The organism is Enterobacter sp. BIDMC 27 (assembly GCF_000534415.1).
GTDB classification, from domain to species: Bacteria; Pseudomonadota; Gammaproteobacteria; order Enterobacterales; family Enterobacteriaceae; genus Enterobacter; species Enterobacter hormaechei_C.
In genome coordinates, this window is the sequence record NZ_KI973178.1 from 3,664,938 (window position 1) to 3,688,112 (window position 23,175).

The 23,175-nt window shown below is 56.4% G+C and carries 27 protein-coding genes; 14 read left to right on the forward strand and 13 right to left on the reverse strand.

Translation table 11 applies throughout. The annotated features are described in order from the left end of the window. Positions 1-124: 124 nt before the first annotated feature. The 13 genes from L463_RS05510 to cmoB are packed head-to-tail and all read left to right on the forward strand — an operon-like array spanning position 125 to position 6,459. Positions 125-328: a hypothetical protein gene (locus L463_RS05510; RefSeq protein WP_016240231.1), complete on the forward strand. Its 204-nt coding sequence runs from the start codon at positions 125-127 to the stop codon at positions 326-328. Further along, the gene (locus L463_RS05505) at positions 309-677 is read left to right on the forward strand and encodes a hypothetical protein (protein ID WP_032673344.1); all 369 of its coding nucleotides are present in this window, start codon (positions 309-311) and stop codon (positions 675-677) included. Before L463_RS05510 ends, L463_RS05505 begins: the two co-directional genes overlap by 20 nt. Further along, on the forward strand, positions 670-924 hold the full coding sequence (locus L463_RS05500) for a hypothetical protein (RefSeq protein WP_032103972.1): 255 nt from the start codon (positions 670-672) through the stop codon (positions 922-924). The genes L463_RS05505 and L463_RS05500 overlap by 8 nt, the downstream gene beginning before the upstream one ends. Further along, a complete protein-coding gene (locus L463_RS24635) occupies positions 896-1,117 on the forward strand; it encodes a ParE family toxin-like protein (RefSeq protein WP_032103971.1) in 222 nt (73 codons plus the stop codon). Before L463_RS05500 ends, L463_RS24635 begins: the two co-directional genes overlap by 29 nt. After that, on the forward strand, positions 1,114-1,527 hold the full coding sequence (locus L463_RS05495) for a hypothetical protein (RefSeq protein WP_023294928.1): 414 nt from the start codon (positions 1,114-1,116) through the stop codon (positions 1,525-1,527). Before L463_RS24635 ends, L463_RS05495 begins: the two co-directional genes overlap by 4 nt. Beyond that, positions 1,528-1,752, forward strand: a complete 225-nt coding sequence (locus tag L463_RS24640) for a hypothetical protein (protein ID WP_032103970.1) — start codon at positions 1,528-1,530, stop codon at positions 1,750-1,752. Then, positions 1,749-1,895, forward strand: coding sequence for a hypothetical protein (locus tag L463_RS24345; protein ID WP_108454207.1), 147 nt, complete (start codon positions 1,749-1,751; stop codon positions 1,893-1,895). The genes L463_RS24640 and L463_RS24345 overlap by 4 nt, the downstream gene beginning before the upstream one ends. A gap of 7 nt (positions 1,896-1,902) precedes the next feature. Then, positions 1,903-2,139 (forward strand): excisionase family protein, encoded by a 237-nt coding sequence (locus L463_RS05490; RefSeq protein WP_023294930.1) that lies wholly within the window; start codon positions 1,903-1,905, stop codon positions 2,137-2,139. Positions 2,140-2,194: 55 nt separating this feature from the next. Continuing rightward, positions 2,195-3,508 carry a tyrosine-type recombinase/integrase gene (locus tag L463_RS05485; protein WP_023294931.1) on the forward strand — a complete coding sequence of 438 codons (1,314 nt, stop codon included), beginning with the start codon at positions 2,195-2,197 and terminating at the stop codon, positions 3,506-3,508. Then, positions 3,487-4,260, forward strand: coding sequence for a DUF72 domain-containing protein (locus L463_RS05480; RefSeq protein WP_048248605.1), 774 nt, complete (start codon positions 3,487-3,489; stop codon positions 4,258-4,260). The genes L463_RS05485 and L463_RS05480 overlap by 22 nt, the downstream gene beginning before the upstream one ends. Positions 4,261-4,311: 51 nt before the next feature. Then, positions 4,312-4,707: an MAPEG family protein gene (locus L463_RS05475; RefSeq protein WP_003859737.1), complete on the forward strand. Its 396-nt coding sequence runs from the start codon at positions 4,312-4,314 to the stop codon at positions 4,705-4,707. A gap of 40 nt (positions 4,708-4,747) precedes the next feature. Beyond that, complete coding sequence (cmoA, locus tag L463_RS05470; protein WP_003859735.1) at positions 4,748-5,491, forward strand: carboxy-S-adenosyl-L-methionine synthase CmoA; 744 nt, start codon at positions 4,748-4,750, stop codon at positions 5,489-5,491. Then, positions 5,488-6,459 (forward strand): tRNA 5-methoxyuridine(34)/uridine 5-oxyacetic acid(34) synthase CmoB, encoded by a 972-nt coding sequence (cmoB, locus tag L463_RS05465; protein ID WP_032103969.1) that lies wholly within the window; start codon positions 5,488-5,490, stop codon positions 6,457-6,459. Before cmoA ends, cmoB begins: the two co-directional genes overlap by 4 nt. Before the next feature lie 261 nt (positions 6,460-6,720). On the opposite strand, the gene cutC is transcribed toward cmoB, so the two are convergent. Together cutC and L463_RS05455 are read right to left on the reverse strand one after the other, a co-directional pair. Further along, a complete protein-coding gene (gene cutC, locus L463_RS05460) occupies positions 6,721-7,464 on the reverse strand; it encodes a copper homeostasis protein CutC (protein ID WP_032103968.1) in 744 nt (247 codons plus the stop codon). Between the two features lie 78 nt (positions 7,465-7,542). Then, a complete protein-coding gene (locus tag L463_RS05455; RefSeq protein WP_015570274.1) occupies positions 7,543-8,103 on the reverse strand; it encodes a VOC family protein in 561 nt (186 codons plus the stop codon). Positions 8,104-8,341: 238 nt separating this feature from the next. Between L463_RS05455 and argS the strand changes: the two genes are divergently transcribed. After that, positions 8,342-10,075 carry an arginine--tRNA ligase gene (gene argS, locus L463_RS05450; RefSeq protein WP_023294934.1) on the forward strand — a complete coding sequence of 578 codons (1,734 nt, stop codon included), beginning with the start codon at positions 8,342-8,344 and terminating at the stop codon, positions 10,073-10,075. A 34-nt stretch (positions 10,076-10,109) separates the two neighbouring features. Here argS and L463_RS05445 read toward each other — a convergent pair whose 3' ends face one another. The 11 genes from L463_RS05445 to tar all read right to left on the reverse strand — a co-directional run bounded on the left by L463_RS05445 (position 10,110) and on the right by tar (position 23,167). Then, on the reverse strand, positions 10,110-11,249 hold the full coding sequence (locus L463_RS05445) for a beta-galactosidase BglB (RefSeq protein WP_032103975.1): 1,140 nt from the start codon (positions 11,247-11,249) through the stop codon (positions 10,110-10,112). Between the two features lie 4 nt (positions 11,250-11,253). Further along, positions 11,254-12,837 (reverse strand): MFS transporter, encoded by a 1,584-nt coding sequence (locus L463_RS05440; protein WP_032673250.1) that lies wholly within the window; start codon positions 12,835-12,837, stop codon positions 11,254-11,256. A gap of 260 nt (positions 12,838-13,097) precedes the next feature. Further along, positions 13,098-13,490 carry a flagellar protein FlhE gene (locus L463_RS05435; RefSeq protein WP_017693237.1) on the reverse strand — a complete coding sequence of 131 codons (393 nt, stop codon included), beginning with the start codon at positions 13,488-13,490 and terminating at the stop codon, positions 13,098-13,100. Then, entirely contained in the window at positions 13,490-15,568 is a 2,079-nt protein-coding gene (gene flhA / locus L463_RS05430) for a flagellar biosynthesis protein FlhA (protein ID WP_032673251.1), read from the reverse strand. Before flhA ends, L463_RS05435 begins: the two co-directional genes overlap by 1 nt. Beyond that, positions 15,561-16,709, reverse strand: a complete 1,149-nt coding sequence (gene flhB, locus L463_RS05425; protein ID WP_017693236.1) for a flagellar biosynthesis protein FlhB — start codon at positions 16,707-16,709, stop codon at positions 15,561-15,563. Before flhB ends, flhA begins: the two co-directional genes overlap by 8 nt. Positions 16,710-16,859: 150 nt before the next feature. Next, positions 16,860-17,504 carry a protein phosphatase CheZ gene (cheZ, locus tag L463_RS05420; protein ID WP_003859718.1) on the reverse strand — a complete coding sequence of 215 codons (645 nt, stop codon included), beginning with the start codon at positions 17,502-17,504 and terminating at the stop codon, positions 16,860-16,862. Positions 17,505-17,514: 10 nt separating this feature from the next. Beyond that, a complete protein-coding gene (gene cheY / locus L463_RS05415; protein WP_000763862.1) occupies positions 17,515-17,904 on the reverse strand; it encodes a chemotaxis response regulator CheY in 390 nt (129 codons plus the stop codon). Between the two features lie 17 nt (positions 17,905-17,921). Next, positions 17,922-18,971, reverse strand: coding sequence for a protein-glutamate methylesterase/protein-glutamine glutaminase (locus tag L463_RS05410; RefSeq protein WP_014884341.1), 1,050 nt, complete (start codon positions 18,969-18,971; stop codon positions 17,922-17,924). Beyond that, the gene (gene cheR, locus L463_RS05405) at positions 18,968-19,834 is read right to left on the reverse strand and encodes a protein-glutamate O-methyltransferase CheR (protein ID WP_017384409.1); all 867 of its coding nucleotides are present in this window, start codon (positions 19,832-19,834) and stop codon (positions 18,968-18,970) included. Before cheR ends, L463_RS05410 begins: the two co-directional genes overlap by 4 nt. 19 nt (positions 19,835-19,853) lie before the next feature. Then, positions 19,854-21,455 (reverse strand): methyl-accepting chemotaxis protein IV, encoded by a 1,602-nt coding sequence (gene tap / locus L463_RS05400; protein ID WP_017384410.1) that lies wholly within the window; start codon positions 21,453-21,455, stop codon positions 19,854-19,856. Between the two features lie 44 nt (positions 21,456-21,499). Next, positions 21,500-23,167 carry a methyl-accepting chemotaxis protein II gene (tar, locus tag L463_RS05395; RefSeq protein ID WP_032103964.1) on the reverse strand — a complete coding sequence of 556 codons (1,668 nt, stop codon included), beginning with the start codon at positions 23,165-23,167 and terminating at the stop codon, positions 21,500-21,502. Between the last annotated feature and the right edge of the window lie 8 nt (positions 23,168-23,175).

Here is a 23,175-nt window from a genome sequence, read left to right on the forward strand (position 1 = left end):
TAAAAATGACATTCATCAAAGATAAATCTGCGTATTTAACAGCACGGCTTTTCTTCGCGACCTATGGTGAGGAATACCGCCATATCTCTAACCTTTTCATGCGCAAAGCTTACGGGGTCTGAATATGCTCAGTAAAGACAGCTCTCTAGAAACCGCAAAAAACACAGCAGATAACCTGTATCAATTAATGGAATTAATTAACTCCAATATTATTGATATGGATATCGAGCAAATAATTTCTCTGTCTGGCCTCTGCCTTGACTTGTCGGCTCAGGTTTCAATGTGGATGGATTCGGAGTTTGAACGTCGTGAAAAACAACGTAATTGAAACCTACCGACGCCGAATTTTAAAGGCAGCGTTATTACGCCACCAACGTAAAACAGGCAGTAACTGCCTTGTTATTAAGCTCAATAAAGGCGGTATTAATACGGTCGAGTTAACAGAGATTCTTCTCGATGGATTATTGCGAAAATTCGAAAGGCTTGCGATTAGTGAGTATGGGAATGTCGAAGGCGTAAAAGCTATTAAGGGAATTTACAGCAGCTCTGTTGATGTTAATGGCAGCGGTGAATTCCTCACAGATAGCGGAAAGGAATTAATCGACGAGCTCATTTCTGAGCTGGTTGAGTTCGTCAAAAAGCAGAAACCAGTTACCCCGGAGGCCAGCCATGAATAACCAGCAAACAATGCTCTTTCAGGGCATGCAGATTCCCCGCCCCGTGTTGAACGTGGATCTGAATGTCCTCCCTGATTTTACCGGGCGGGTAGTTCTGCACATCGAGAACGGGAGGGTGATATGCGACCGCCGGCTGCTCGACGACGAGCACATTTGCTCACTGGCCACGTTTATCGAAATGGCGCGCGAAATGGAGCTGAGATTTGAGGAGGTAGCTGGTGGCACTGACAGCGATACGAATTCCTGAGTGGGTTCACTTTCAGGCAGTGAAGATTCTCCTGCAATTCCGGCAGCAGCGGATTTCACCGCGGCGAATGCGTCGGACTGGTTACCTCAGCCTTAAAGTGAACCTTCGGTGGAGGCTGCTTTCACGTGATGGAGGACAGAACTGGGAAGTTATGAGTCACGAACGATACAACGAAGTTAAGGACCGGAAATGAACGATAAACGCACCGTAAGCATGATTGACCTGGCATTACAGAAACATGGTACGCCAGTTGGCCCACTGTACGTGGCGGTACGCCACAGACGTATCAAAAAATGCTTCACGCGAGATACGGCGATCCGCTATCTGGCTTTCTTCATGACCACCGAGGCTTTTGAGCGTTCTGGTTTTCCGCAGCGTCACCCGAGGGTGCGTATTGATCGCGATGATATGGAGGTATGGCGAGATGGGGAAACAAAAGCGGAGTATCTGGCCGCCCACCAGCGTTGTGTTCGCCGTCTGCGTCGTATCCTGGCGCGCAAGCGAGAAATGGAGAAATGGTGTGCAAAATGGGACGCGATGCACGAGCGCTACGTCAAAGAACGTGACGAACTCAAAGCAACAAAGCCTGCCGGGGTACGCTGAATGAAAATCCAATACCAAGACTATGGCGCTGTAGCAAATATCGTTATCTCCAGCACCGTATTCGAGTACCGGAAGCATAACAGGGTAGTTGAAAACACTCTGTTTCTGGTGCCAGCCGTAGTGAGTTCACGGCACGGAACTTTCATCCTGAAAACGGTTATTTCTGGTAAAAGCCGTGATGCATTACGCGCTTACAGAACTGCAATCAGGGAGGCGGCACGATGAATACAGCTTTTGAAATATGGGTTCGTAAGCGATACGGAAACCGCTACGACCTGACACGGGATATTCAGGGGCTTTATTGCCGGGAAGTGGTTAAGCGGATGTTTGAAGTGTGGTGCCACTGCTGTGGCCTGGATGTAGTGTGAGGTGATTATGAGCGACGTTGTTCTTCTGGTACCGAATGACTGGGTTAGCGAAAAGGTTCTGATTGCGGTTACCGGGCTCAAGCCCGGAACCATCCTCCGGGCCAGAAAAGAATGCTGGATGGTTGGGCGGGAATATGTGCACGTTTCACCGGACGGAAATCCGAAACCTTCCAGCGAGTGCATGTACAACCGTAAAGCGGTCGATGCGTGGGTGGCCTCAATGAAAAACAAACAGCCTGGGTGATCTGAGGCCATGAAAAAGGTAATCTCATATCGCTCTTGGGCGTCTGGAGGAATCAATGGATAGAGTTACATATCCAACAGGCGTCGAAAACCACGGTGGCACATTGCGCATCTGGTTTAATTTCAAAGGTAAGCGTGTCAGGGAGAGCCTCGGTGTCCCTGACACCGCTAAGAACAGGAAGATCGCCGGGGAACTGCGGACATCGGTATGTTTTGCCATCAGAACAGGCACATTTGAGTACGCGGCACAGTTTCCGGACTCCCCTAACCTCAAGACTTTTGGGGTGGGGAAGAAAGAAATTACAGTGTCAGAGCTTGCCGAAAAGTGGCTGGATCTGAAGAGAATGGAAATCTGCGCGAACGCACTCAACCGTTATGAGTCGGTCACAAGGAATATGGTGCCAAGGATCGGGGGTAATCGGCTGGTGTCGGCGGTGACGAAAGAGGAATTACTGTATATCAGGAAAGATTTACTGACCGGTCACCAGATGCCAATGAAGGGGAAGGTCCCGGCAAAGGGAAGAAGTGTTGTCACCGTAAATTATTACATGACAACTATTGCCGGAATGTTTCAGTTTGCCGCAGATCACGGTTACTTAGAGGCGAACCCATTCGACGGGATCAAGCCTCTCAAAAAAGCCAGGGCAGAGCCCGATCCGCTAACTCGTGACGAATTTATTCGCCTGATTGATGCATGCCGGCATCAGCAGACGAAAAACCTGTGGTCACTAGCAGTATACACAGGGGTCCGTCATGGGGAGCTGACCTCCCTGGCCTGGGAGGATATCGATCTTGAAGCTGGAACAATAACAATCAGGCGCAATTATACAAAACTGGGTGAATTCACTCTACCGAAAACTGAGGCCAGTACCAACAGAGTGATACACCTCATTCAGCCTGCGATCAGCGTCCTGAGGAATCAGGCGGAAATGACCAGGTTTGGAAAAAAGCATCAAATCGATGTTCAGCTGCGCGAATACGGCAGAACTGAGAGCCACGAGTGTACATTTGTTTTCAACCCTCAACTGGTCAGAAGATGTCAGCAGGTGGGGATCATCTACAAAGTCGACTCGATAGGTGATTTATGGGACGCAGCGATGAAGCGAGCAGGGATAAGGCACAGGAAAGCATATCAGTCGCGTCACACGTATGCATGCTGGTCACTGTCAGCTGGCGCTAACCCCAGCTTCATTGCCAGTCAGATGGGCCATGCGAGCGCCCAGATGGTCTTCAACGTATACGGTGCGTGGATGGCAGACAGCAGTAGTGAGCAGATCGCAATGCTGAATCAGAGGCTCGCGGATTTTGCCCCACAGATGCCCCAAAGCATACCTAGCGGCACCAGAGCATTATTGAAATCAGTAAGTTAGTTAATAACGCCCGACATGTTAACTGCGTGGAGGGCAATACCACGCTGTACGCTCTGCCCCGCGCGGAGATCGTCGAACGCTGGCGCGAGCAAACCAGCGACGACTTCCGCTTTTGCTTTAAATTCCCGGCGACCATCTCCCACAACGCCGCGCTGCGCAACTGCGATGATTTAACCCACGAGTTTTTCACCCGGATGTCGCCTCTGGCCAACCGTATTGGCCAGTACTGGCTCCAGCTTCCCGCCACGTTTGGCCCGCGCGACCTGCCTGCCCTCTGGCAGTTTCTCGACGCCCTGCCGCATGGCTTCACCTACGGCGTAGAAGTAAGGCATCCGGAATTCTTTGCCAAGGGCGACGCGGAGAAAGCGCTCAATCGCGGCCTGCATGAACGATCGGTCAACCGCGTGATCCTCGACAGCCGCCCCGTACATAGCGCAATCCCGCACAGCGAAGCCGTTGTTGATGCCCAGCGCAAAAAACCGAAAGTGCCCGTCCACGCGATCGTAACGGCACAGAACCCGATGGTCCGGTTTATCGGCAGCGATAACATGCAGCAAAATGAGGAGATGTTCGCCGTCTGGCTGCAAACGCTGGCGAAATGGGAGCACACCACCACGCCGTACCTTTTTTTACATACGCCGGATATCGCACAGGCGCCTGAACTGGTCGATGCTCTCTGGCAGGCCTTGCAGCAGGCGGTTCCGTCGGTTGGCCCCGCGCCGTCCATCCCACAACAATCTTCTCTTTTCTGAAATCACCCCCTATCATAGAGACGTGCCATCTGCCAAAAACAGGGAGTTAGTATGGTCAGCGCGCTGTATGCGGTGTTAGGTGCATTACTGCTGATTAAGTTTTCATTTGATGTTGTGCGCCTGAGAATGCAGTACCGCGTCTCGTACGGTGACGGGGGCTTTTCTGAGCTACAAAGCGCAATCCGCATCCACGGCAACGCGGTCGAGTACATTCCCGTCGCGTTAATTTTACTGCTGTTAATGGAGATGGATGGCGCTGAAACCTGGATGGTGCACGTCTGTGGGCTGCTGCTGATTGCAGGGCGTTTGATGCATTATTATGGTTTTCACCACCGCCTGATCCGCTGGCGTCGTTCCGGCATGAGCGCGACCTGGTGCTCGCTTTTGCTGATGGTGCTGGCTAACCTTTGGTATATGCCGTGGGAGTTGGTTTTCTCCTTCCATTAGCGCACAATATGCCCCTTTATTTTTCCCGGATTTTTACGTTATGTCAGATCGCGACACGCTTTTTTCCGCGCCTATCGCCAGCCTGGGCGACTGGACCTTTGATGAACGGGTAGCCGAAGTCTTCCCGGATATGATCCAGCGCTCTGTTCCCGGTTATTCCAATATTATCTCCATGATCGGCATGCTGGCGGAGCGTTTTGTTCAACCCGGCACGCAGGTCTATGACCTGGGTTGTTCGCTGGGAGCGGCAACGCTGTCTATTCGTCGTAACGTTCATCACGAAGGCTGCAAGATTGTGGCTGTCGATAACTCACCGGCTATGGTTGAACGCTGCCGTCGCCACATTGATGCGTATAAAGCCCCTACGCCTGTGGAGGTGGTAGAAGGCGATATCCGCGATATCGACATCCAGAACGCCTCGATGGTGGTACTGAACTTTACCCTTCAGTTCCTGGTACCGGACGATCGTCAGCGGTTGCTGGATAAGATTTATCAGGGCCTGAACCCGGGCGGCGCGCTGGTGTTGTCTGAGAAATTCAGCTTTGAAGACGCCAGCGTGGGCGAACTGCTGTTCAACATGCACCATGATTTCAAGCGTGCAAATGGCTACAGCGAGCTGGAGATCAGCCAGAAGCGCAGCATGCTTGAAAACGTCATGCTGACGGATTCTGTAGAAACCCACAAAGCGCGCCTGCGCAAAGCCGGATTTGAACACAGCGAACTGTGGTTCCAGTGCTTTAACTTTGGTTCTCTGGTGGCGCTTAAAGCCGGAGACGCAGCATGATCGAGTTCGGTAATTTCTATCAGCTGATTGCCAAAAACCACCTTTCCCACTGGCTGGAAACCCTGCCTGCGCAAATTGCCGCCTGGCAGCGCGATCAGCAGCATGGTCTGTTGAAGCAGTGGTCCAACGCCGTGGAGTTTCTGCCTGAACTGACGCCTCATCGTCTGGATTTGCTGCACAGCGTGACGGCGGAGAGCGAAGAGCCGCTCCCGGCCGGGCAGATCAACCGCATCGAAACGCTGATGCGTAACCTGATGCCGTGGCGCAAAGGGCCGTTCTCGCTGTACGGTGTAAATATCAACACCGAGTGGCGCTCTGACTGGAAGTGGGATCGCGTTCTGCCGCATTTATCCGACCTGACCGGGCGCACCATTCTGGACGTGGGCTGCGGTAGCGGCTATCACATGTGGCGCATGATCGGCGCAGGCGCGCATCTGGCCGTCGGTATCGATCCGATGCAGCTGTTCCTGTGCCAGTTTGAAGCGGTGCGTAAGCTGCTGGGTAACGACCAGCGTGCGCACCTGCTGCCGCTGGGTATCGAGCAACTCCCTGCCCTGAAAGCGTTTGATACCGTTTTCTCGATGGGCGTGCTGTACCACCGTCGTTCCCCGCTGGAGCATCTCTGGCAGTTGAAAGATCAGCTGGTCAGCGGCGGCGAACTGGTGCTGGAAACGCTGGTCATCGAAGGCGATGAACATGCCGTTCTGGTGCCGGGCGATCGCTATGCGCAGATGCGCAACGTTTACTTCATCCCTTCCGCGCTGGCGCTGAAGAACTGGCTGGAGAAATGTGGGTTTGTCGATGTACGCATCGCCGATGTGTGCGTGACGTCGGTTGAGGAACAGCGCCGCACCGACTGGATGATCACCGAATCGCTGGAGCAATTCCTCGACCCGGACGATCACAGTAAAACCGTCGAAGGCTATCCGGCCCCGATGCGTGCGGTATTGATTGCGACCAAGCCGTAGCCTTTAGCCGGGTGGCGGCTGCGCCTTACCCGGCCTACGCGTCGCACGTTTTCTCCAAAATAGTTCAAGTTGCAGCAAGGCGGCAACGCAGCGAATCCCCGGGAGCTTACATCAGTAAGTGACCGGGGTGAGCGAGGCGGCCAACGCGGCTGCGGCTTGAAATATGAAGGAGAAAAAAAGGCCCCTGTTGAAGTTGCAGGGGCCTGGTACAAGCAAGCATCATATTGGGCGACATGATGCGCGGTAAAAATCGGTACGTTGCTACACGTGATGACGTTCAATCAACGATTTCATTACCGCAACCGACTCTCCATCCACACCGTAGCGCGAGTACTCATCCGCTTCAGCATCCGTCGACATTGACAACCCTGTATTGCGATAACGCATGGGTGAAGGTATCCATTTACCCGCCGAGCTGTGCAGCTCTTCCACCCCTGCGTTTAAAAACAGTTCCAGATTGCTGGCGCGTACTCCTGCGCCCGCCATGATTATTGGAACACCGGAATGTGCTTTTAGTTCCGTAATTAATTTCAGTCCTTTTTCAGCCGAGGACTGCTGGCCCGACGTCAGAACGCGCGCCACGCCCAGTTCTGCCAGCGTATCAAAGGCTTGTATCGGATCCTTACACATATCGAACGCACGATGAAAAGTGACCGCCATCCCCCGGGCGGCGCGCATGACCTGACGCATACGCGGAAGATCGATGTTGCCGTCTTCGTCCAGCACACCGATCACAAGCCCCGGAAAACCGGAATCACGGACGAGGGCGATATCCTCAAGCATGGCACTGAACTCACCCGCCGTATAACAAAAATCACCGCCGCGCGGGCGAATAATCGGGTGCACCGGAATGGTGATGGCCTGGCGGGCTGATTTCAGCACGCCAAAGGACGAGGTTAATCCCCCTTCTTTCGGTGCCGCGCAAAGCTCGATGCGATCGGCCCCGTGCCGTTGCGCAGTGACGCCACACTCCACGCTGTAACAACAAATTTCCAGCAGCGCCATGTCATCCTCCTTAAATTTCACTCAACGTACCATCGTGGCACGTTGCCCGATTGATGTCTGGATCGACGCTCACAATGCTTACGCTTCGCTGGCGACGATCTGCTCGATAGTCCAGGGATGGAATTTCACCGTCACGTTGCCGTCCGTTACGGCAAGCGTAGGGTTCGGTAAGCGTTCGCGCTCCCCTTTTGGCGAGCTGGTTTTGACGAAAATACCCGGCTGGCTTAACCCCTCGTCGGAAAGCAGCGCCAGCGCACGGGCGTTCAGCGTCTCGGGCTCCCCAGGCAGAACAATTTCGATATGCTCCCAGCCTTCGTGCGGATAACGCTTCTCTCCTGGCCAGGGCAGTTCCACAACGGTGAATTGCCAGTGCGCCACCGTTACCGGCGCGTGAAGTTTGAACAGGCAGATCGGGCGACCGTTAATGATATTCTCCGACAGCAGTTCTCCGCACTGCTCAAAGCCACGCCGCCAGCGTTCGGCGGTGGCATTCTGGTGGCAGCGCAAAGAGATGTGATCGGCCTCAAGCGGCGCGATATCCAGCCCGAGACGGGTGGCAAGTTCTGTGAACGCCTGAGTGAAGCGCGGTAAATCTGCGGAAATATCATGCAGTTCGTCAATGGTATGCCAGTTCGCCATAGGTCAGTCTCGTTTCGTGTCGCAAAGCCGCTAATTTACTCTGTTGCCCTCTGTCGACCAACCGCAGAATCACGGTTTTTTCGACTGCATGATTATGCATACCGTCTTCGCCTGGATTCTGAGCGATCTTCGCCCCCCGCAGGGCTGACGCCCGAAGGCATTTGCAGTATACTCCCGCCCTAAATTCTTAAACTGGCGTGGGTGTTTTTTACCCGCATCAAAAACGTAAGGTATCCAGGTGAATATTCAGGCTCTTCTCTCAGAAAAAGTCAGTCAGGCACTGATTGCCGCAGGTGCGCCTGCGGATTGCGAACCACAGGTTCGTCAGTCAGCGAAAGTACAGTTTGGCGACTATCAGGCTAATGGCGTGATGGCAGTGGCTAAAAAACTGGGCATGCCGCCGCGACAGCTCGCTGAGCAGGTACTGACGCATCTGGATCTCACCGGCATCGCCAGCAAAACCGAAATCGCCGGTCCAGGCTTTATCAACATTTTCCTTGAGCCTGCATTCCTCGCAAGCCACGTTGACGCGGCGCTGAAGTCTGACCGTCTGGGCGTGGCTCAGCCAGAAGCGCAGACCGTGGTGGTTGACTACTCCGCGCCAAACGTGGCGAAAGAGATGCACGTCGGTCACCTGCGCTCCACCATCATCGGTGACGCGGCGGTGCGTACCCTGGAGTTCCTTGGTCACAAGGTGATCCGCGCTAACCACGTAGGCGACTGGGGCACGCAGTTCGGCATGCTGATCGCGTATCTGGAAAAGCAGCAGCAGGAAAACGCAGGCGAAATGGCGCTGGCAGACCTGGAAGGTTTCTACCGTGAAGCCAAAAAGCACTATGACGAAGATGAAGCCTTCGCCGAGCGCGCGCGCAGCTACGTGGTAAAACTTCAAGGCGGCGACCCGTACTTCCTCGAGATGTGGCGCAAGCTGGTGGACATTACCATGTCCCAGAATCAGCTCACCTATAACCGTCTGAACGTGACCCTGACCCGTGACGACGTGATGGGTGAAAGCCTGTATAACCCGATGCTGCCAGGCATTGTGGCGGACCTGAAAGCTAAAAATCTGGCGGTGGAAAGCGAAGGCGCAACGGTGGTGTTCCTTGATGAGTATAAAAACAAGGAAGGCGAACCGATGGGTGTGATCGTCCAGAAAAAGGATGGCGGCTATCTCTACACCACCACCGACATCGCCTGTGCGAAATACCGTTACGAAACCCTGCATGCGGACCGCGTGCTGTATTACATCGACTCCCGTCAGCACCAGCACCTGATGCAGGCGTGGACTATCGTGCGTAAAGCGGGTTATGTGCCGGATTCCGTGCCGCTGGAACATCACATGTTCGGCATGATGCTGGGTAAAGACGGTAAGCCGTTCAAAACCCGTGCGGGCGGCACCGTGAAGCTTTCCGATCTGCTGGATGAAGCGCTGGAACGCGCGCGTCGCCTGGTGGCCGAGAAGAACCCGGATATGCCTGCTGACGAGCTGGAGAAACTGGCTAACGCGGTTGGGATCGGCGCGGTGAAATACGCGGATCTCTCCAAGAACCGTACCACCGACTATATCTTCGACTGGGACAACATGCTGGCGTTTGAAGGCAACACGGCGCCATATATGCAGTACGCTTATACCCGCGTACTCTCCGTCTTCCGTAAAGCCAATATCGACGAAAGCGTGCTGGCGAATGCCACGGTGACCCTTACCGAAGATCGTGAAGCACAGCTGGCTGCCCGCCTGCTTCAGTTCGAAGAGACGCTCTCCGTGGTCGCGCGTGACGGTACGCCGCACGTTATGTGTGCATACCTGTACGATCTGGCCGGTCTGTTCTCTGGCTTCTACGAACACTGCCCTATCCTCTCTGCTGAGAGCGAAGCGGTGCGTCACAGCCGCCTGAAGCTGGCGCAGCTGACGGCGAAGACACTGAAGCTCGGTCTGGATACCCTGGGTATCGAAACCGTAGAACGTATGTAAAAAAGAAACCCGGCGAGCGCCGGGTTTTTTATTATCAGAAATATTTCCGCAAATATTCCGTCAGACACAGAATCGCCATTGCCTGGCCATACGGCATCGAGGTCAGCGGTATCTGGCGGTAAAACACCAGATCGCTTCCCATCCCCGTCCCGAAGGACGTTTGCAGCAGCTCCCCTTCCGGCGAGATGTTTTGCACGATGCCGCGAATCGCTTTCTCCGCCACCTCTGCGTACTCTGCGCCGACATAACGCTTGCGCACGGCTTTCAGAATGCCGTAAGCAAACCCTGCCGTGGCCGACGCCTCCAGATAAGAATCAGGATCGTCCAGTAGCGTATGCCACAATCCACTCTCGTCCTGACATTTTGCCAGTGCGGCGATCTGCGCGTTCAGTACCTGCACCAGATAGCGACGAACGGCGTTGTTTTCCGGCAGATCCACCAGCTCGAGGAAATCCGGGATCACGATGGTCAGCCAGCTGTTGCCGCGCGCCCAGCGGGCCCGGGCAAAGTTGTGATTGCCGTCGTAATTCCAGCCGTGGAACCACAGCCCGGTCTCCCGATCCATCAGATTCTGTACGTGGAGCAGGAACTGATAGTTCGCCTCCTCGACGTACTCCGGCTTGTTCAGCAGCTTGCCGATTTTCGCCAGCGGCAGCACCGTCATCATCAGCGTGTCATCCCACATCTGCTGATGGTTCTCTTCCGCCAGGGTGATGTGCTGCATGCCGCCATGTTCGGTGCGCGGCATCTCATTCATCGCCCATTCCGCCCAGCTTTCCAGCCACGGCAGCCAGGCCGGGTTTTTGGTCTCTTCGTAGCGATACGCCAGCGTCAGGAACGGCGACATGGTATTCACGTTTTTGGTGGTTGCGCCTTCAGCGAAACGGTCAGCAAACCAGCTGTCGATAATCTCGCGCATGCCTTCGTCACCGGTCTGGCAGTAATACTGCCAGATACCGTATAAACCGACGCCGTGGGTCCATTCCCATCCGGCCCAGCCTTTGGTGTCGATCACGCGCCCGTCGTCCAGCCGCAGCAAAAACTCACCCGTTTTGTCGTGGATATTGACCAGGTTATGCGTCACCTTTTGAATCAGCGATTTCAGCTCATCCCTGGCGATAAAGCGCTCAGGCTGACGCAGTAACGGGCTATGTTTGACAGGCCAAACTTTCATCATCTTAACCTCTGTTGTATGTCGAATTCAGTACCGCGCGATCCTTCAGCGAAGGGGCCGCCGGCTTATTGCGATTCAGATAACCGATGTTGTTGTTGCCCCACAGGGATTCATACGGCATTCCGGCCAGCATCTCCACGGTAGCGCGGGCCTGCGGGGTCACCGCCTCTGGCATCGCATGGCCGGACTCGCGCATTTTCACGGTATCTTCACGCAGGGTGCTGTGGGTCTGCAAATTGAGTTTGAAGCGCAGGGAGACAAGGAAGCCGCAGAACAGCACCAGAATAGTGCCAACGCTCAGGATCATCAGAATGGTGTGGCTCACTTCCGCAGGCTGCACTTTTTGCCCGCTGACAAAGCCCGACATCTGCATCACGATCCCCACCAGCATCACCGCACCGGCCTGAGACGCTTTACGGGTCAGCGTCATGATGCCCGCGAAGATCCCTTCGCGACGCTGACCGGTGATCACTTCGTCCACGTCAGCAATGTAGGTGTAGGTATTCCACGGTACGTAGTTGATCCCCCCGCGGCCAAGACCGGCAACCGCAGAGATCAGCAGCAGCAGAGCGTAAACGTCGCTCAGGCCCGCGTAATAAAGCACCGCGTAAGAGAGCGAGGCCAGACCAAACAGCACGACCACCATGCGGTAAGACGGCGCAGGTCCGAAGCGAATGCACAGCGGGATCATGCCGATCACGGCGAGGAACTGGAAGATGGCCATCGTGCCCAGCAGGTTGGACGCCATTGACGCCTCCTGCATCAGCACAAATACCACGTAATAGGTGAACACCGCATTAAAGACATCCTGTGCGATGTAGCCGCCAAGGTACATCCCCAGATGCTGGCGGAAAATCTTGATGCGCAGCGTCGAACTTAATTCGACAAAAAGACGGTTCAGGCTCTGGCCCAGGGTCAGCTTTTTCTTCTCTTCCTCGGCACGCAGAGCCGCTTCAGACCACTCTTCCCGCGGACGCTCCCAGGTGAAGAACCAGACGAAAGTAAGCATCAGCGCGCAGAGTACGGAGAAGACCAGGCTTGCATAGAAGAAGGAGATCGCGTTGTCTTTGCCGAAATGCGTGAGCAGGATCCCCGGCAGGAAGGAGGCCAGAATGGCGGACATCTGCGCCATAGAGATTCGCGCCCCGGAGAATTTGGTTTTCTGTTTGAAATCGTCCGTCATCTCCGGCACCAGCGTTTCGTACGGCACCAGGATCATGGTGTAGACGATATCAAAGATCAGATAGGTCAGCAGGTAGTACCAGAAACTCATGTCCCCTACCCACATCAGCGAGTAGCTGAAAACGCAGGGAATACCGAGCAGGATGAAGAACTTACGACGGCCAAAACGCTTGCCCAGCCAGGTGGTGCCAAAGTTATCGGTTAAAAAGCCCATTAACGGGCTGACAACCGCATCCAGCACCCTTGCGGCAGCGAAGATAAAGGTTGCTTCAATCGGTGTGAGTCCACAGAAGGTGGTATAAAAATACAAAAGCCAGGCGGCCGTCAGGGCGGTAGTCCCCGCCCCGAGGAAGTCCCCTGACCCGTAAGCAAAATAATTTGCGAGTCCAATTTTACGTGTTTTCATTGCCGTCAACCCTAATCAGTTTTGGGAGACTCCCTGTAAGCAACCTCGTCCGGGAGTTTTTACACGGCTACAGTAAAAGTATCGACCTGTTGATACCTTTCTGTTTCTGCCATCACAAAGTGGTGAATGGCAAAAACGCAAAGAGTGTCAATACGCGTGTCACTGATTTATAAAACAGCGTTTCTTTTGTATCAAAAGGGAAGGTCATTTTTGCGAGCCAGCCTTCAGAAATGCCTGGAGACTGGCGAAAAGGCGGGCAGTTAGCGGTAGTTGACGAGCACCTCGTTGCGCTGAACCTTCAGCGCCGGGATGAGACGTCCACCGCCTGGCACTTCCCAGATAAAGCGTAAAGGCTCCTGAGCAGACACCCCGTTGAAGGCCTGGGTAGTGCCACGTTGACCCTCGATTTCCGCGCAGCGGTTCAGCGAGCACAGCCGCACCCGCAACCCGGCCGGTGTGGGTCCCGTCAGGGTGTAATTCCAGGCCACCAGCGTCATCTGCCCGGACACGGGCTCAGAGGCGGACAGCGGACGGGAGGAGATCGACTCCCCCCGATGGTTGAGCGTCAAGCCGATACTGCTGGCCTGCCATGCCCCCTCGCCTGCGGCCTGCGCCGCCAGCGGGAAAAGTAAGATCCACAGCCACTTACGCATTATTTCCCTCCTATGGTCGCCGTCATGCGAATATTGCGGTTATCGGACAACTCCATATTCGACAGCACCACCAGCTGGTTCAGGCTCCGGCGCAGGAAGCGCGACAGCAACGGACGCAGCGCGTGATTCACCAGCAGCACCGGCGGCGCGCCCAGCATCTCCTGACGCGCCAGCGCCTCCTGGGTTTGCGCCAGTAATCTGTCCGCCAGACCCGGCTCCAGCCCGCCACCGCCCTGCAACGCCTGAAGCAGCAGACGTTCCAGCGGCGTGTCCAGGCCAATGACCTGCACTTCGCCAGTTCCCGGGAACCATTGCTGGGTAATGGCGCGTCCGAGCGCCACGCGCACCACCGCCGTCAGTTCGTGCGGATCGCTTTGCAGCGGCGCATGTTCGGCCAGCGTCTCAAGGATGGTACGCATATCGCGAATGGGCACCTTCTCATCGAGCAGATTTTGCAGCACTTTGTGCAGGGTGGTTAAGGTCAGTACGCCCGGCACCAAATCTTCGGTCAGCTTCGGCATCTCCTGCGTTACGCGGTCGAGCAGCTGCTGCGCCTCCTGACGTCCAAACAGTTCCGCGGAGAACTGGCCAATCAGGTGGTTGAGGTGCGTTGCCACCACGGTACTGGCCTCAACGACCGTGTAACCCTGAATCTGCGCCTGCTCTTTCAGGGCGCTCTCAATCCAGATTGCCGCCAGACCAAAGGCCGGGTCGGTCGTCTGCTCACCCGGCAACGTGCCTGCGGCGGTGCCCGGGTTAATCGCCAGCCAGCGGCCGGGGTACGCATCACCGCTGCCGATTTCCACCCCTTTCATCAGGATGCGGTAGCGCGCGGGCGGGAGATCCATATTGTCCCGGATGTGGACCACCGGCGGCAGGAAGCCCATATCCTGGGCGAATTTTTTACGAATGCTGCGGATACGGCCAAGCAGCTCACCATCCTGCTGGAAATCCACCATCGGGATCAGGCGGTACCCCACTTCCATCCCCAGCGAATCTTCGAGCTGTACGTCGTTCCAGGTGGCTTCCACCGCCTGGGTGTTCTCAGGCATTTTGACCGGCGCAGGCTCTGCCTTAGGCTGCGTTTCCCGGCCACGCATCCACCAGGCAAGCCCCAGCAGCGCAGCGGTGAACAGCAGGAATACCAGGTTTGGCATGCCCGGCACCATACCGAGCAGGCCCAGCACCGCCGCAGAGAGCAGCATAACGCGCGGGTTGCTGAAGATCTGCCCCACCATCTGCTCGCCCACGTCCTGATCGGTACTGACGCGAGTCACAATCACGCCCGCCGCGGTGGAGATCACCAGCGCCGGAATCTGCGCCACCAGACCGTCACCAATGGTCAGCAGCGTATAGCTTTCCGCCGCGTGGCCCATGTCCATGCCGTGTTGCAGCACGCCGACGAGCAGGCCGCCGACGACGTTAATCACCATGATCAGAATGCCCGCGATGGCGTCACCGCGCACAAACTTACTCGCACCGTCCATGGAGCCGTAGAAATCTGCCTCCTGGGTCACTTCGGCACGGCGTTTTTTCGCTTCATCTTCCGCGATCAGCCCGGCATTCAGGTCGGCGTCGATGGCCATCTGCTTGCCCGGCATCCCGTCGAGCACGAAGCGCGCGCCCACTTCAGCGATACGCCCCGCCCCTTTAGTGATAACCATGAAGTTGATAATCACCAGAATGACGAACACCACGATACCGATGGCGAAGTTGCCGCCCACCAGGAAGTGACCGAAGGCTTCGACCACCTTGCCCGCCGCCGCCGCGCCGGTATGCCCTTCCATCAGGATGATACGCGTGGAGGCAACGTTCAGCGCCAGGCGCAGCAGCGTGGTGAACAGCAGGATCGTTGGAAACGCGGCGAACTCCAGCGTGCGCTGGGTGAACATCGCCACCAGCAACACCATGATGGACAACGCAATGTTGAAGGTGAAAAGCAGGTCGAGGATAAATGCCGGTAACGGCAGCACCATCATCGACAGAATTAACAGGATCAGAATCGGTCCGGCAAGGATCTGCCATTGCGTCGATTTCAGGTTGCCGGGCAGGCGCAACATTGCCACCAGATTAGCCATCAGTGTCCTTCTCGTTCAAAAAATCCAGTGCTTCAGGCACCGGCAGGTTCTCAGGTTTTACAGGTCGTTGACCGCCCGCTAAACGCCAGCGTTTCAGTTGCCACACCCAGGCCAGCACCTCTGCGACAGCGGCGTAGAGCTGGCCCGGGATCTGTTGTCCAATTTCCGCGTGGCGATACAGCGCGCGAGCCAGCGGCGGTGCTTCCAGGATCGGCACACGGTTTTCCGTGGCAATTTCACGAATGCGCAGCGCAATCAGCCCGGCCCCTTTCGCCACCACTTTCGGCGCGCTCATTTTGTTTTCGTCGTACTGAAGCGCCACGGAGTAGTGAGTCGGGTTGGTGACGATGACGTCGGCTTTCGGCACATCTTCCATCATGCGCCGACGCGCGGCGGCGCGCTGCATCTGGCGGATACGGCCCTTAACGTGCGGGTCGCCTTCCATCTGTTTATATTCATCGCGGATGTCCTGACGCGACATTCGCAGCTTTTTGATATGGGAATAGATCTGGAAGATAACGTCGAACGCCACCATCGGAATAATGCTGAGTACCACCAGCAGCGAGCATAACCCGACCAGGTTCAGGGCATTCTTCATCGCCGTCATCGGGGACTCGCTGATGAGGCGCATCATCTCCGGCCAGTGGTGCCACAGAAAAAACCCGGCGGTACTGCCCATAAGAAGCGATTTCAGGATCGCTTTAAGAAGCTCTGCCCCGGTTTGCGCGGAAAACATTTTCGCAATGCCGGGGAACGGATTGAGCTTGGAAAATTTCGGTTGCAGCGATTTACCGCTAAACACCAGGCCACCGAGCATGACCGGCGAAACCAGGGCCACGATGACCACGCCCGCGATCAGCGGCAGCAAGGCGAGCATCGCGCTTTTCACAAGGTTGATGATCTGAATGAGGATCAGATTGGGGTCATTGACCATGCTGTGATCAAAACGTAAGCCAGCCGAGAGCATTCCCGCCAGTCTGCGGGCGAGCATCTCCCCGCCCCACCAGATTATGCAGACGCCCACCACCAGGATCAGCAGGGATGTCAGCTCTCGGGATCGGGGGATCTGCCCATCCTCACGGGCTTTTTCAAGTCGGTGGGGTGTGGGGGCTTCTGTTTTGTCGTCGTTCTCTTCTGCCACTGTGCCTGCTCGCAGCCCATTAATTCACGGGTATCATGCCAGCGCAGAGAAAATCCAATGGCGGGAAAAGCCCGTTTATTCGGGCTCTTTTCGCTGTTTTTATTCTGAGCTGCCTCAGGCCGCGTTAACGACCTGAGGCAAAACGGGCAATCAGAAACCAAGACTGTCCAGCAGATCGTCCACCTGATCCTGGCTTGCCACCACGCCCGCTTTGCTGGTGTCAAGCTGTGGACCATTGAGCAGGCTTTCGTTCTCGCGTTTCGGACGGGCAGCCGGTTCCGGTATGTTCTCCAGCAGCACCATCAGCAGCTGACGTTCAATCTCCTGAATCACATCCATCATGCGCTTGATCACCTGGCCGGTGAGGTCCTGGAAATCCTGTGCCATCATGATGTCCAGCAGTTGGGCATTGGTGAAGCTGGTGTGCCCCGGCACGTCACCCAGGTACTGACGGGTATCCGTTACCAGTTCGCGGGCATCCGCCAGCTCAATAGGGTTCTCAAACCACTCATCCCAGCGTTTGCTCAGCGCTTTCGCCCCCTTCTCCATCGCATCCTGGTGCGGCTGCGAGGCTTCAACGCTGTTCAGCGCACGCTCGGCCGCCTGCGCGGTCATCTGTACGACGTAGTCCAGACGGTCGCGCGCGTCAGGGATGGCTTCCGCCGCTTCGGCGATAGCCTGGTCCAGCCCCAGCTCACGCAGGCTGTCGCGCAGCATGCGGGTCAGGCTACCAATGCGGGCAATAATGTCGCTCGGCGAATGTTCTTCAACGGGTTTCATAGCAGGTTGCAACATATCCATCACCTCACATGCCGAGTTTCTCGAAGATCTTCCCGAGCTTCTCTTCCAGAGTCGCCGCGGTGAATGGCTTCACCACGTAGCCGCTTGCGCCCGCCTGTGCAGCGGCAATAATGTTCTCTTTCTTCGCTTCTGCGGTCACCATCAGCACCGGCAGAGAGGCCATGCCTGCATCCGCGCGGATGGTTTTCAGCAGTTCGAGACCGTCCATGTTCGGCATGTTCCAGTCGGAAATCACAAAACCAAACCCGCCAGCCTGGAGTTTGTTCAGCGCATCCACCCCGTCTTCTGCTTCTTCAACATTGTTGAAGCCCAGCTCTTTCAGCAGGTTGCGCACAATGCGACGCATGGTGGAAAAGTCATCCACAACCAAAAACTTAAGCTCTTTATCCGCCATAAAATAATACTCCTGAGTCAAATACGTATTGCCTGTCCGGCACTGATTTTCGCCAGCATCTGCTGGCTTACCTGGCTAAGATCGACCACTTCGCTTACGCCACCCATATTGATGGCCTCGCGCGGCATGCCGAACACCACACAACTTGCTTCATTCTGCGCAATCGTCCAGGCACCAGCCTGGTGCATCGCAAGCATTCCGGCGGCGCCGTCGTTGCCCATCCCCGTCAGGATCACCCCAACGGCGTTGCGCCCCGCATGTTTCGCCACCGAATGAAACAGCACATCCACCGACGGACGGTGCCGGTTAACCGGCGGCCCGTCATGAATTTTGATTTGATAGTTCGCCCCGCTGCGCGCCAGCTCCATGTGCTTGTCACCCGGGGCGATATAGGCGTGACCCGGCAGCACGCGCTCGCCGTCTTCCGCCTCTTTCACGCTGATCTGGCACAGCTTATTCAGGCGCTCCGCGAACGAACGGGTAAACCCTGGCGGCATATGTTGCGTGATCAGAATACCCGGGCTTGAGAGCGGCAATGGCTGGAGTACATGGCGAATTGCCTCTGTTCCTCCGGTTGACGCCCCAATGACCAGCAACTTTTCCGAGCTGAGTAACGGCCCTGCCTTCAGGGTTGCCGGAGCTGCCATCGGCTTGTGGGCCGCGAGTTTTGCGCGCGACGCGGTACGGATTTTCTCGGCGATCATCTCGCTGTACGCCAGCATCCCCTCGCGAATGCCGAGCTGCGGCTTGGTGACAAAATCCACCGCCCCCAGCTCCAGCGCGCGCAGGGTGATTTCTGAACCTTTACCGGTCAGAGATGACACCATCACCACCGGCATCGGGCGCAGGCGCATTAATTTTTCAAGGAAATCGATGCCATCCATGCGCGGCATTTCAACATCCAGCGTCAGCACGTCGGGGTTATATTTTTTGATTAAATCCCGCGCGACCAGCGGATCGGGTGCTGTCGCCACCATCTCCATATCGCTGTGGCTATTGATGATTTCGGTCATGATCTGACGCATCAGCGCCGAATCATCGACAGACAATACCCTGATTTTACTCATGCTTTTTCCTTACTCAGCGCATATACCGTTTGCCCACGCAGGCTAAACTCACGCACGAGGTTGCTGAAGTTTTCCGAGTGCCCGGCAAACAGTAAACCGTCAGGCTTGAGCAACGGAACAAAGCGACGCAGGATGTCCTGTTGCGTCGTTTTATCAAAATAGATCATCACGTTACGGCAAAAAATGGCGTCGAATGGCCCCGGCACGTTGTACTGCTTATCCAGTAAATTAACGGGAGCAAATTCCACGCAGTTCGCCAGCTCCTGGCGTACGCGCACCAGTCCTTCATGCGGGCCGGTACCGCGCATGAAGTAACGCTGTAGCTGCTGAGGAGACAGCGTTTTAAGCTCATCCTGGCGATAAACGCCGTTACGGGCTTTTTCCAGCACTTCGGTATCGATGTCGCTGGCGTACACTTTCCAGCGGCCCGGCGCCATGCCCAGGGTGTCCGCCAGGGTGATGGCCAGCGAGTACGGTTCTTCCCCGGTAGAGGCCGCCGCGCTCCAGACGCGATACTCTCCGCTACGGCGACGGGCGTGTTCCGCCAGCACCGGGAAGTGATGCGCCTCGCGGAAAAACGCGGTCAGGTTGGTGGTTAATGAGTTGATAAATGCCTGCCATTCGGCGCTGTTCTGGTTCGCTTCGAGCATGCTCAGATAGCGGCCAAAATCATCCAGCCCCAGCGTACGCAAGCGCCGCACCAGCCGGTTGTAGACCATGTCTCGCTTATGGTCCGCAAGCACGATCCCCGCACGCTGGTAGATTAACTGACATATCCGACGAAAATGCGCGTCGGACAGCGCGAGGCGCTGTGTCATCTGCAACAATAATGACGTTTGCCCTGAGGGCATGGGTGATGTCATAGCGCCTTCTTAATCACATTCAGGATACAACGGGCACGGCCTGTGACCGTCCGACTTCTGTTACTGCTTCAACGTGCTCTTTCACATTAAATACGGCGACCAACCCGGTAAGGTGATCCGCCTGGTTTGCCAGCTGATCGGTAGCCGCCGCCGCCTCTTCCACCAGTGAGGCGTTCTGCTGCGTAACCTGATCCATCTGTGTAACGGCCTGCGCCACCTGCTCAATACCACGGCGTTGTTCATCAGACGCCGAGGCAATCTCGCCCATAATGTCGTTAACCCGCGTCACGGAGGTGACAATCTCGTGCATGGTCTGCGCGGCGGTATCCACCAGCGCGGAGCCCTGCTGAACGCGGGAGACCGACTCTTCTATCAGCCCTTTGATCTCTTTCGCCGCATTGGCGCTGCGGCTGGCGAGGTTTCGGACTTCACCGGCAACCACCGCGAACCCGCGCCCCTGCTCCCCGGCACGCGCCGCTTCAACGGCCGCGTTCAGCGCCAGAATATTGGTCTGGAACGCGATACCGTCGATGACGCTGATAATGTCGCCAATTTTCTGCGAGCTGGCGGCAATCTCCTGCATCGTGCTGGCGACGTGAGAGGCCTGATCGCCCCCACGTTTCGCCGTCATCGCCGCCTGTTTTGACAAGTCGGACGCCTGACGCGCGTTATCGGCGTTCTGGCTTACCGTCGCGGTCAGCTGCTCCATGCTGGCCGCCGTCTGCGCCAGCGATGCCGCCTGCTGTTCGGTGCGGGATGAGAGATCGTTATTGCCTGCCGCAATCTCGGAGATCCCGGTATGCATGGCGTAACTGCCCTGGCGAACGTTGCTTACCGTTTCCCGCAGCGACCCCTGCATCGCCTTCAGGCTGGCGAAAATCGCTGATATTTCATTCCTGCCATACACGGCCACCGGACGCGCCAGATCGCCCTTCGCCATACTGTCGAAGTGGCTTCTGACGATGGCCAGCGGCTGGACGATCATTTTGCGCGACCACCACAGCGAGCCGCCGGTCAGCAGGGCGGCCAGGATCACCATGGTCAGGAAAATCGCCCCTGACATGCGGTAGCTGGTACGGCTGTCCGCACCGGCACGCGCCACAAACTGGTTAATATCCTGCTGCCAGGCGTTAAAGCTATCGTCGAACGCCGCCTGAGACGCCTGCACCGGCGCGGTCAGGAAGTCAGAAAGCTGGTTGTTCTCCAGCCACGTCGCCTGATGGTCGAGATCGCCGTACCACACATCAAAGGTCTTTTTCATGGCGACTTTCAGCGCTTTCTCTTTCTCACTGACCGCCTCCTGCGCCGTAAAGGCCTTAAACTGCGCGTCGGCCTGCTTCAGGCTGCTGCGGGCCACGACCATCAGCGCCTTAATATCCTCCGGCGGATAGCTCAGCGCGGTTAACGTCCCTGCTTTGTTCAGCGCAGTGCTTGCCTGCAACAGCACGGCACGCGTTTGTGCCAGTGCGGAGCGCTGCTGATTACTCGTCTCAACTTCCTGCAAATTCTGATAGCCATCGCGAAACGCCCAGAAAGACAACCCGTTACTGCCAACCTGCAAAACCCCACACAGGATCAGAATCAAAAACAGTGTGGTCGAGATACGAATACGATTTAACATCCACGCTCCCATCAAGCGGCAAGCAGCCGCGGTTTAATTGTCAGTCAAAATGTTTCCCAGTTTTCATCTTGTCCGGTCACCGCTGCGCGCGTACGTGTTGTCACGGGCGCCGGGGTTGCTTCGCTGTACGCCGACCGCGAGCTGACCGTATTTGTCGTTTTTGAAGTAAGACGGAACGCCGAGACGGCCATTTTCAGGCGGCTCGCCTGGTCCTCCAGCGCAGCGGCCGCGGCAGCGGACTCCTGCACCAGGGCGGCGTTTTGCTGCGTCACACGATCCATTTCCGATACCGCCAGGGCGACCTGGTCAATACCACGACTCTGCTCATCCGATGCAGAGGCGATTTCACCCATGATGTCCGTCACGCGCGTCACGGCATTCACGATGTCATTCATGGTTTCACCCGCACTTTCCACCAGCACCGAGCCGGTATCCACGCGTGAAACAGAGTCTTCAATCAGGGCTTTGATCTCTTTCGCCGCATTGGCGCTGCGGCTGGCGAGGTTACGCACTTCGCCGGCGACCACGGCAAACCCGCGCCCCTGCTCGCCCGCACGCGCCGCTTCAACGGCCGCGTTCAGCGCCAGGATATTGGTCTGGAAGGCGATGCCGTCGATTACGCTGATGATGTCGGCAATTTTCTTCGAGCTGTCGGCAATGTCATGCATGGTTTTCACCACGCCGTCGACCACCCGACCGCCGCGCTGGGCGGTGTCGGACGCGCTTTCTGCAAGCTGCGACGCCTGGCGGGCATTGTCGGCATTCTGCTTCACGGTCGCGGTGAGCTGCTCCATGCTGGCCGCCGTCTCTTCCAGTGCGGATGCCTGCTGTTCGGTACGGGACGAGAGATCGTTGTTGCCCATCGCGATTTCACTCGTGCCGGTATAGATGGCATCCGCCCCCTCGCGCACGTTGGCGACGGTATCAATCAGCGAACGCTGCATATGGTCGACGCTGGTTGCCAGCTCGGTGATCTCATTGCGGCCAGAAACGGTCAGCGTTTTCGTGAGATCGCCCCGGCCAATATCACGGATATGGGCAATGACGCGGCCAAGCGGGTTAAGCAGGATATGACGAATGCCGTACCACACGGCCACCAGTACGATGACCAGCGCGAGGGCGAGAACCGCCATCTGCCATTTCGCGAAACGGTAGTCGTTCTGGCTTTGCGTAAAGGCGGAGTGATAAAGTTCGCCGCTGGCTTTGGCGTACTCGCCGAGCGCCGCGCCGAGGGCGTTCTGCATTCCCTGGGTCGGCTGCGCGAAATAGGCGTCCATATTGCCCTGCTCCAGGAACTGTACCAGCTCCGTGAGGCCGGCGAAGTAGGCCTGATATTTTTCATCTATGTTCGCGCTCGCCTGCGCCATTGCTGGCTGAGGGGCGATTTTTTTGAAGGCGTCGTAATGTTTCGCCGCGTCTGCCAGCGTGGCGCGCGCATTCTTCAGCAGTTCCGTTTTTGCGCTGCTCTGCTGGTTATTTGGGTCCATCATCATGCGGGCAGACGAGCGGCTCAGGTTGATACGCGTCTGCAACATCAGATCCCAGGTCGTGGTCAGTTCGCTTTGCTGCATACGCAAATCGTTCGAGGCCGCGAAGCTGTCCTGGTTCTGTTTTAACGACGAGAAAAAGAGGCCGCCAGAAGTAAGCTGAAGAAGTGCGAAAATGACCAGCACCATCATAAGCATTGTGACAACGCGGATACGGTTCAACATACAACACC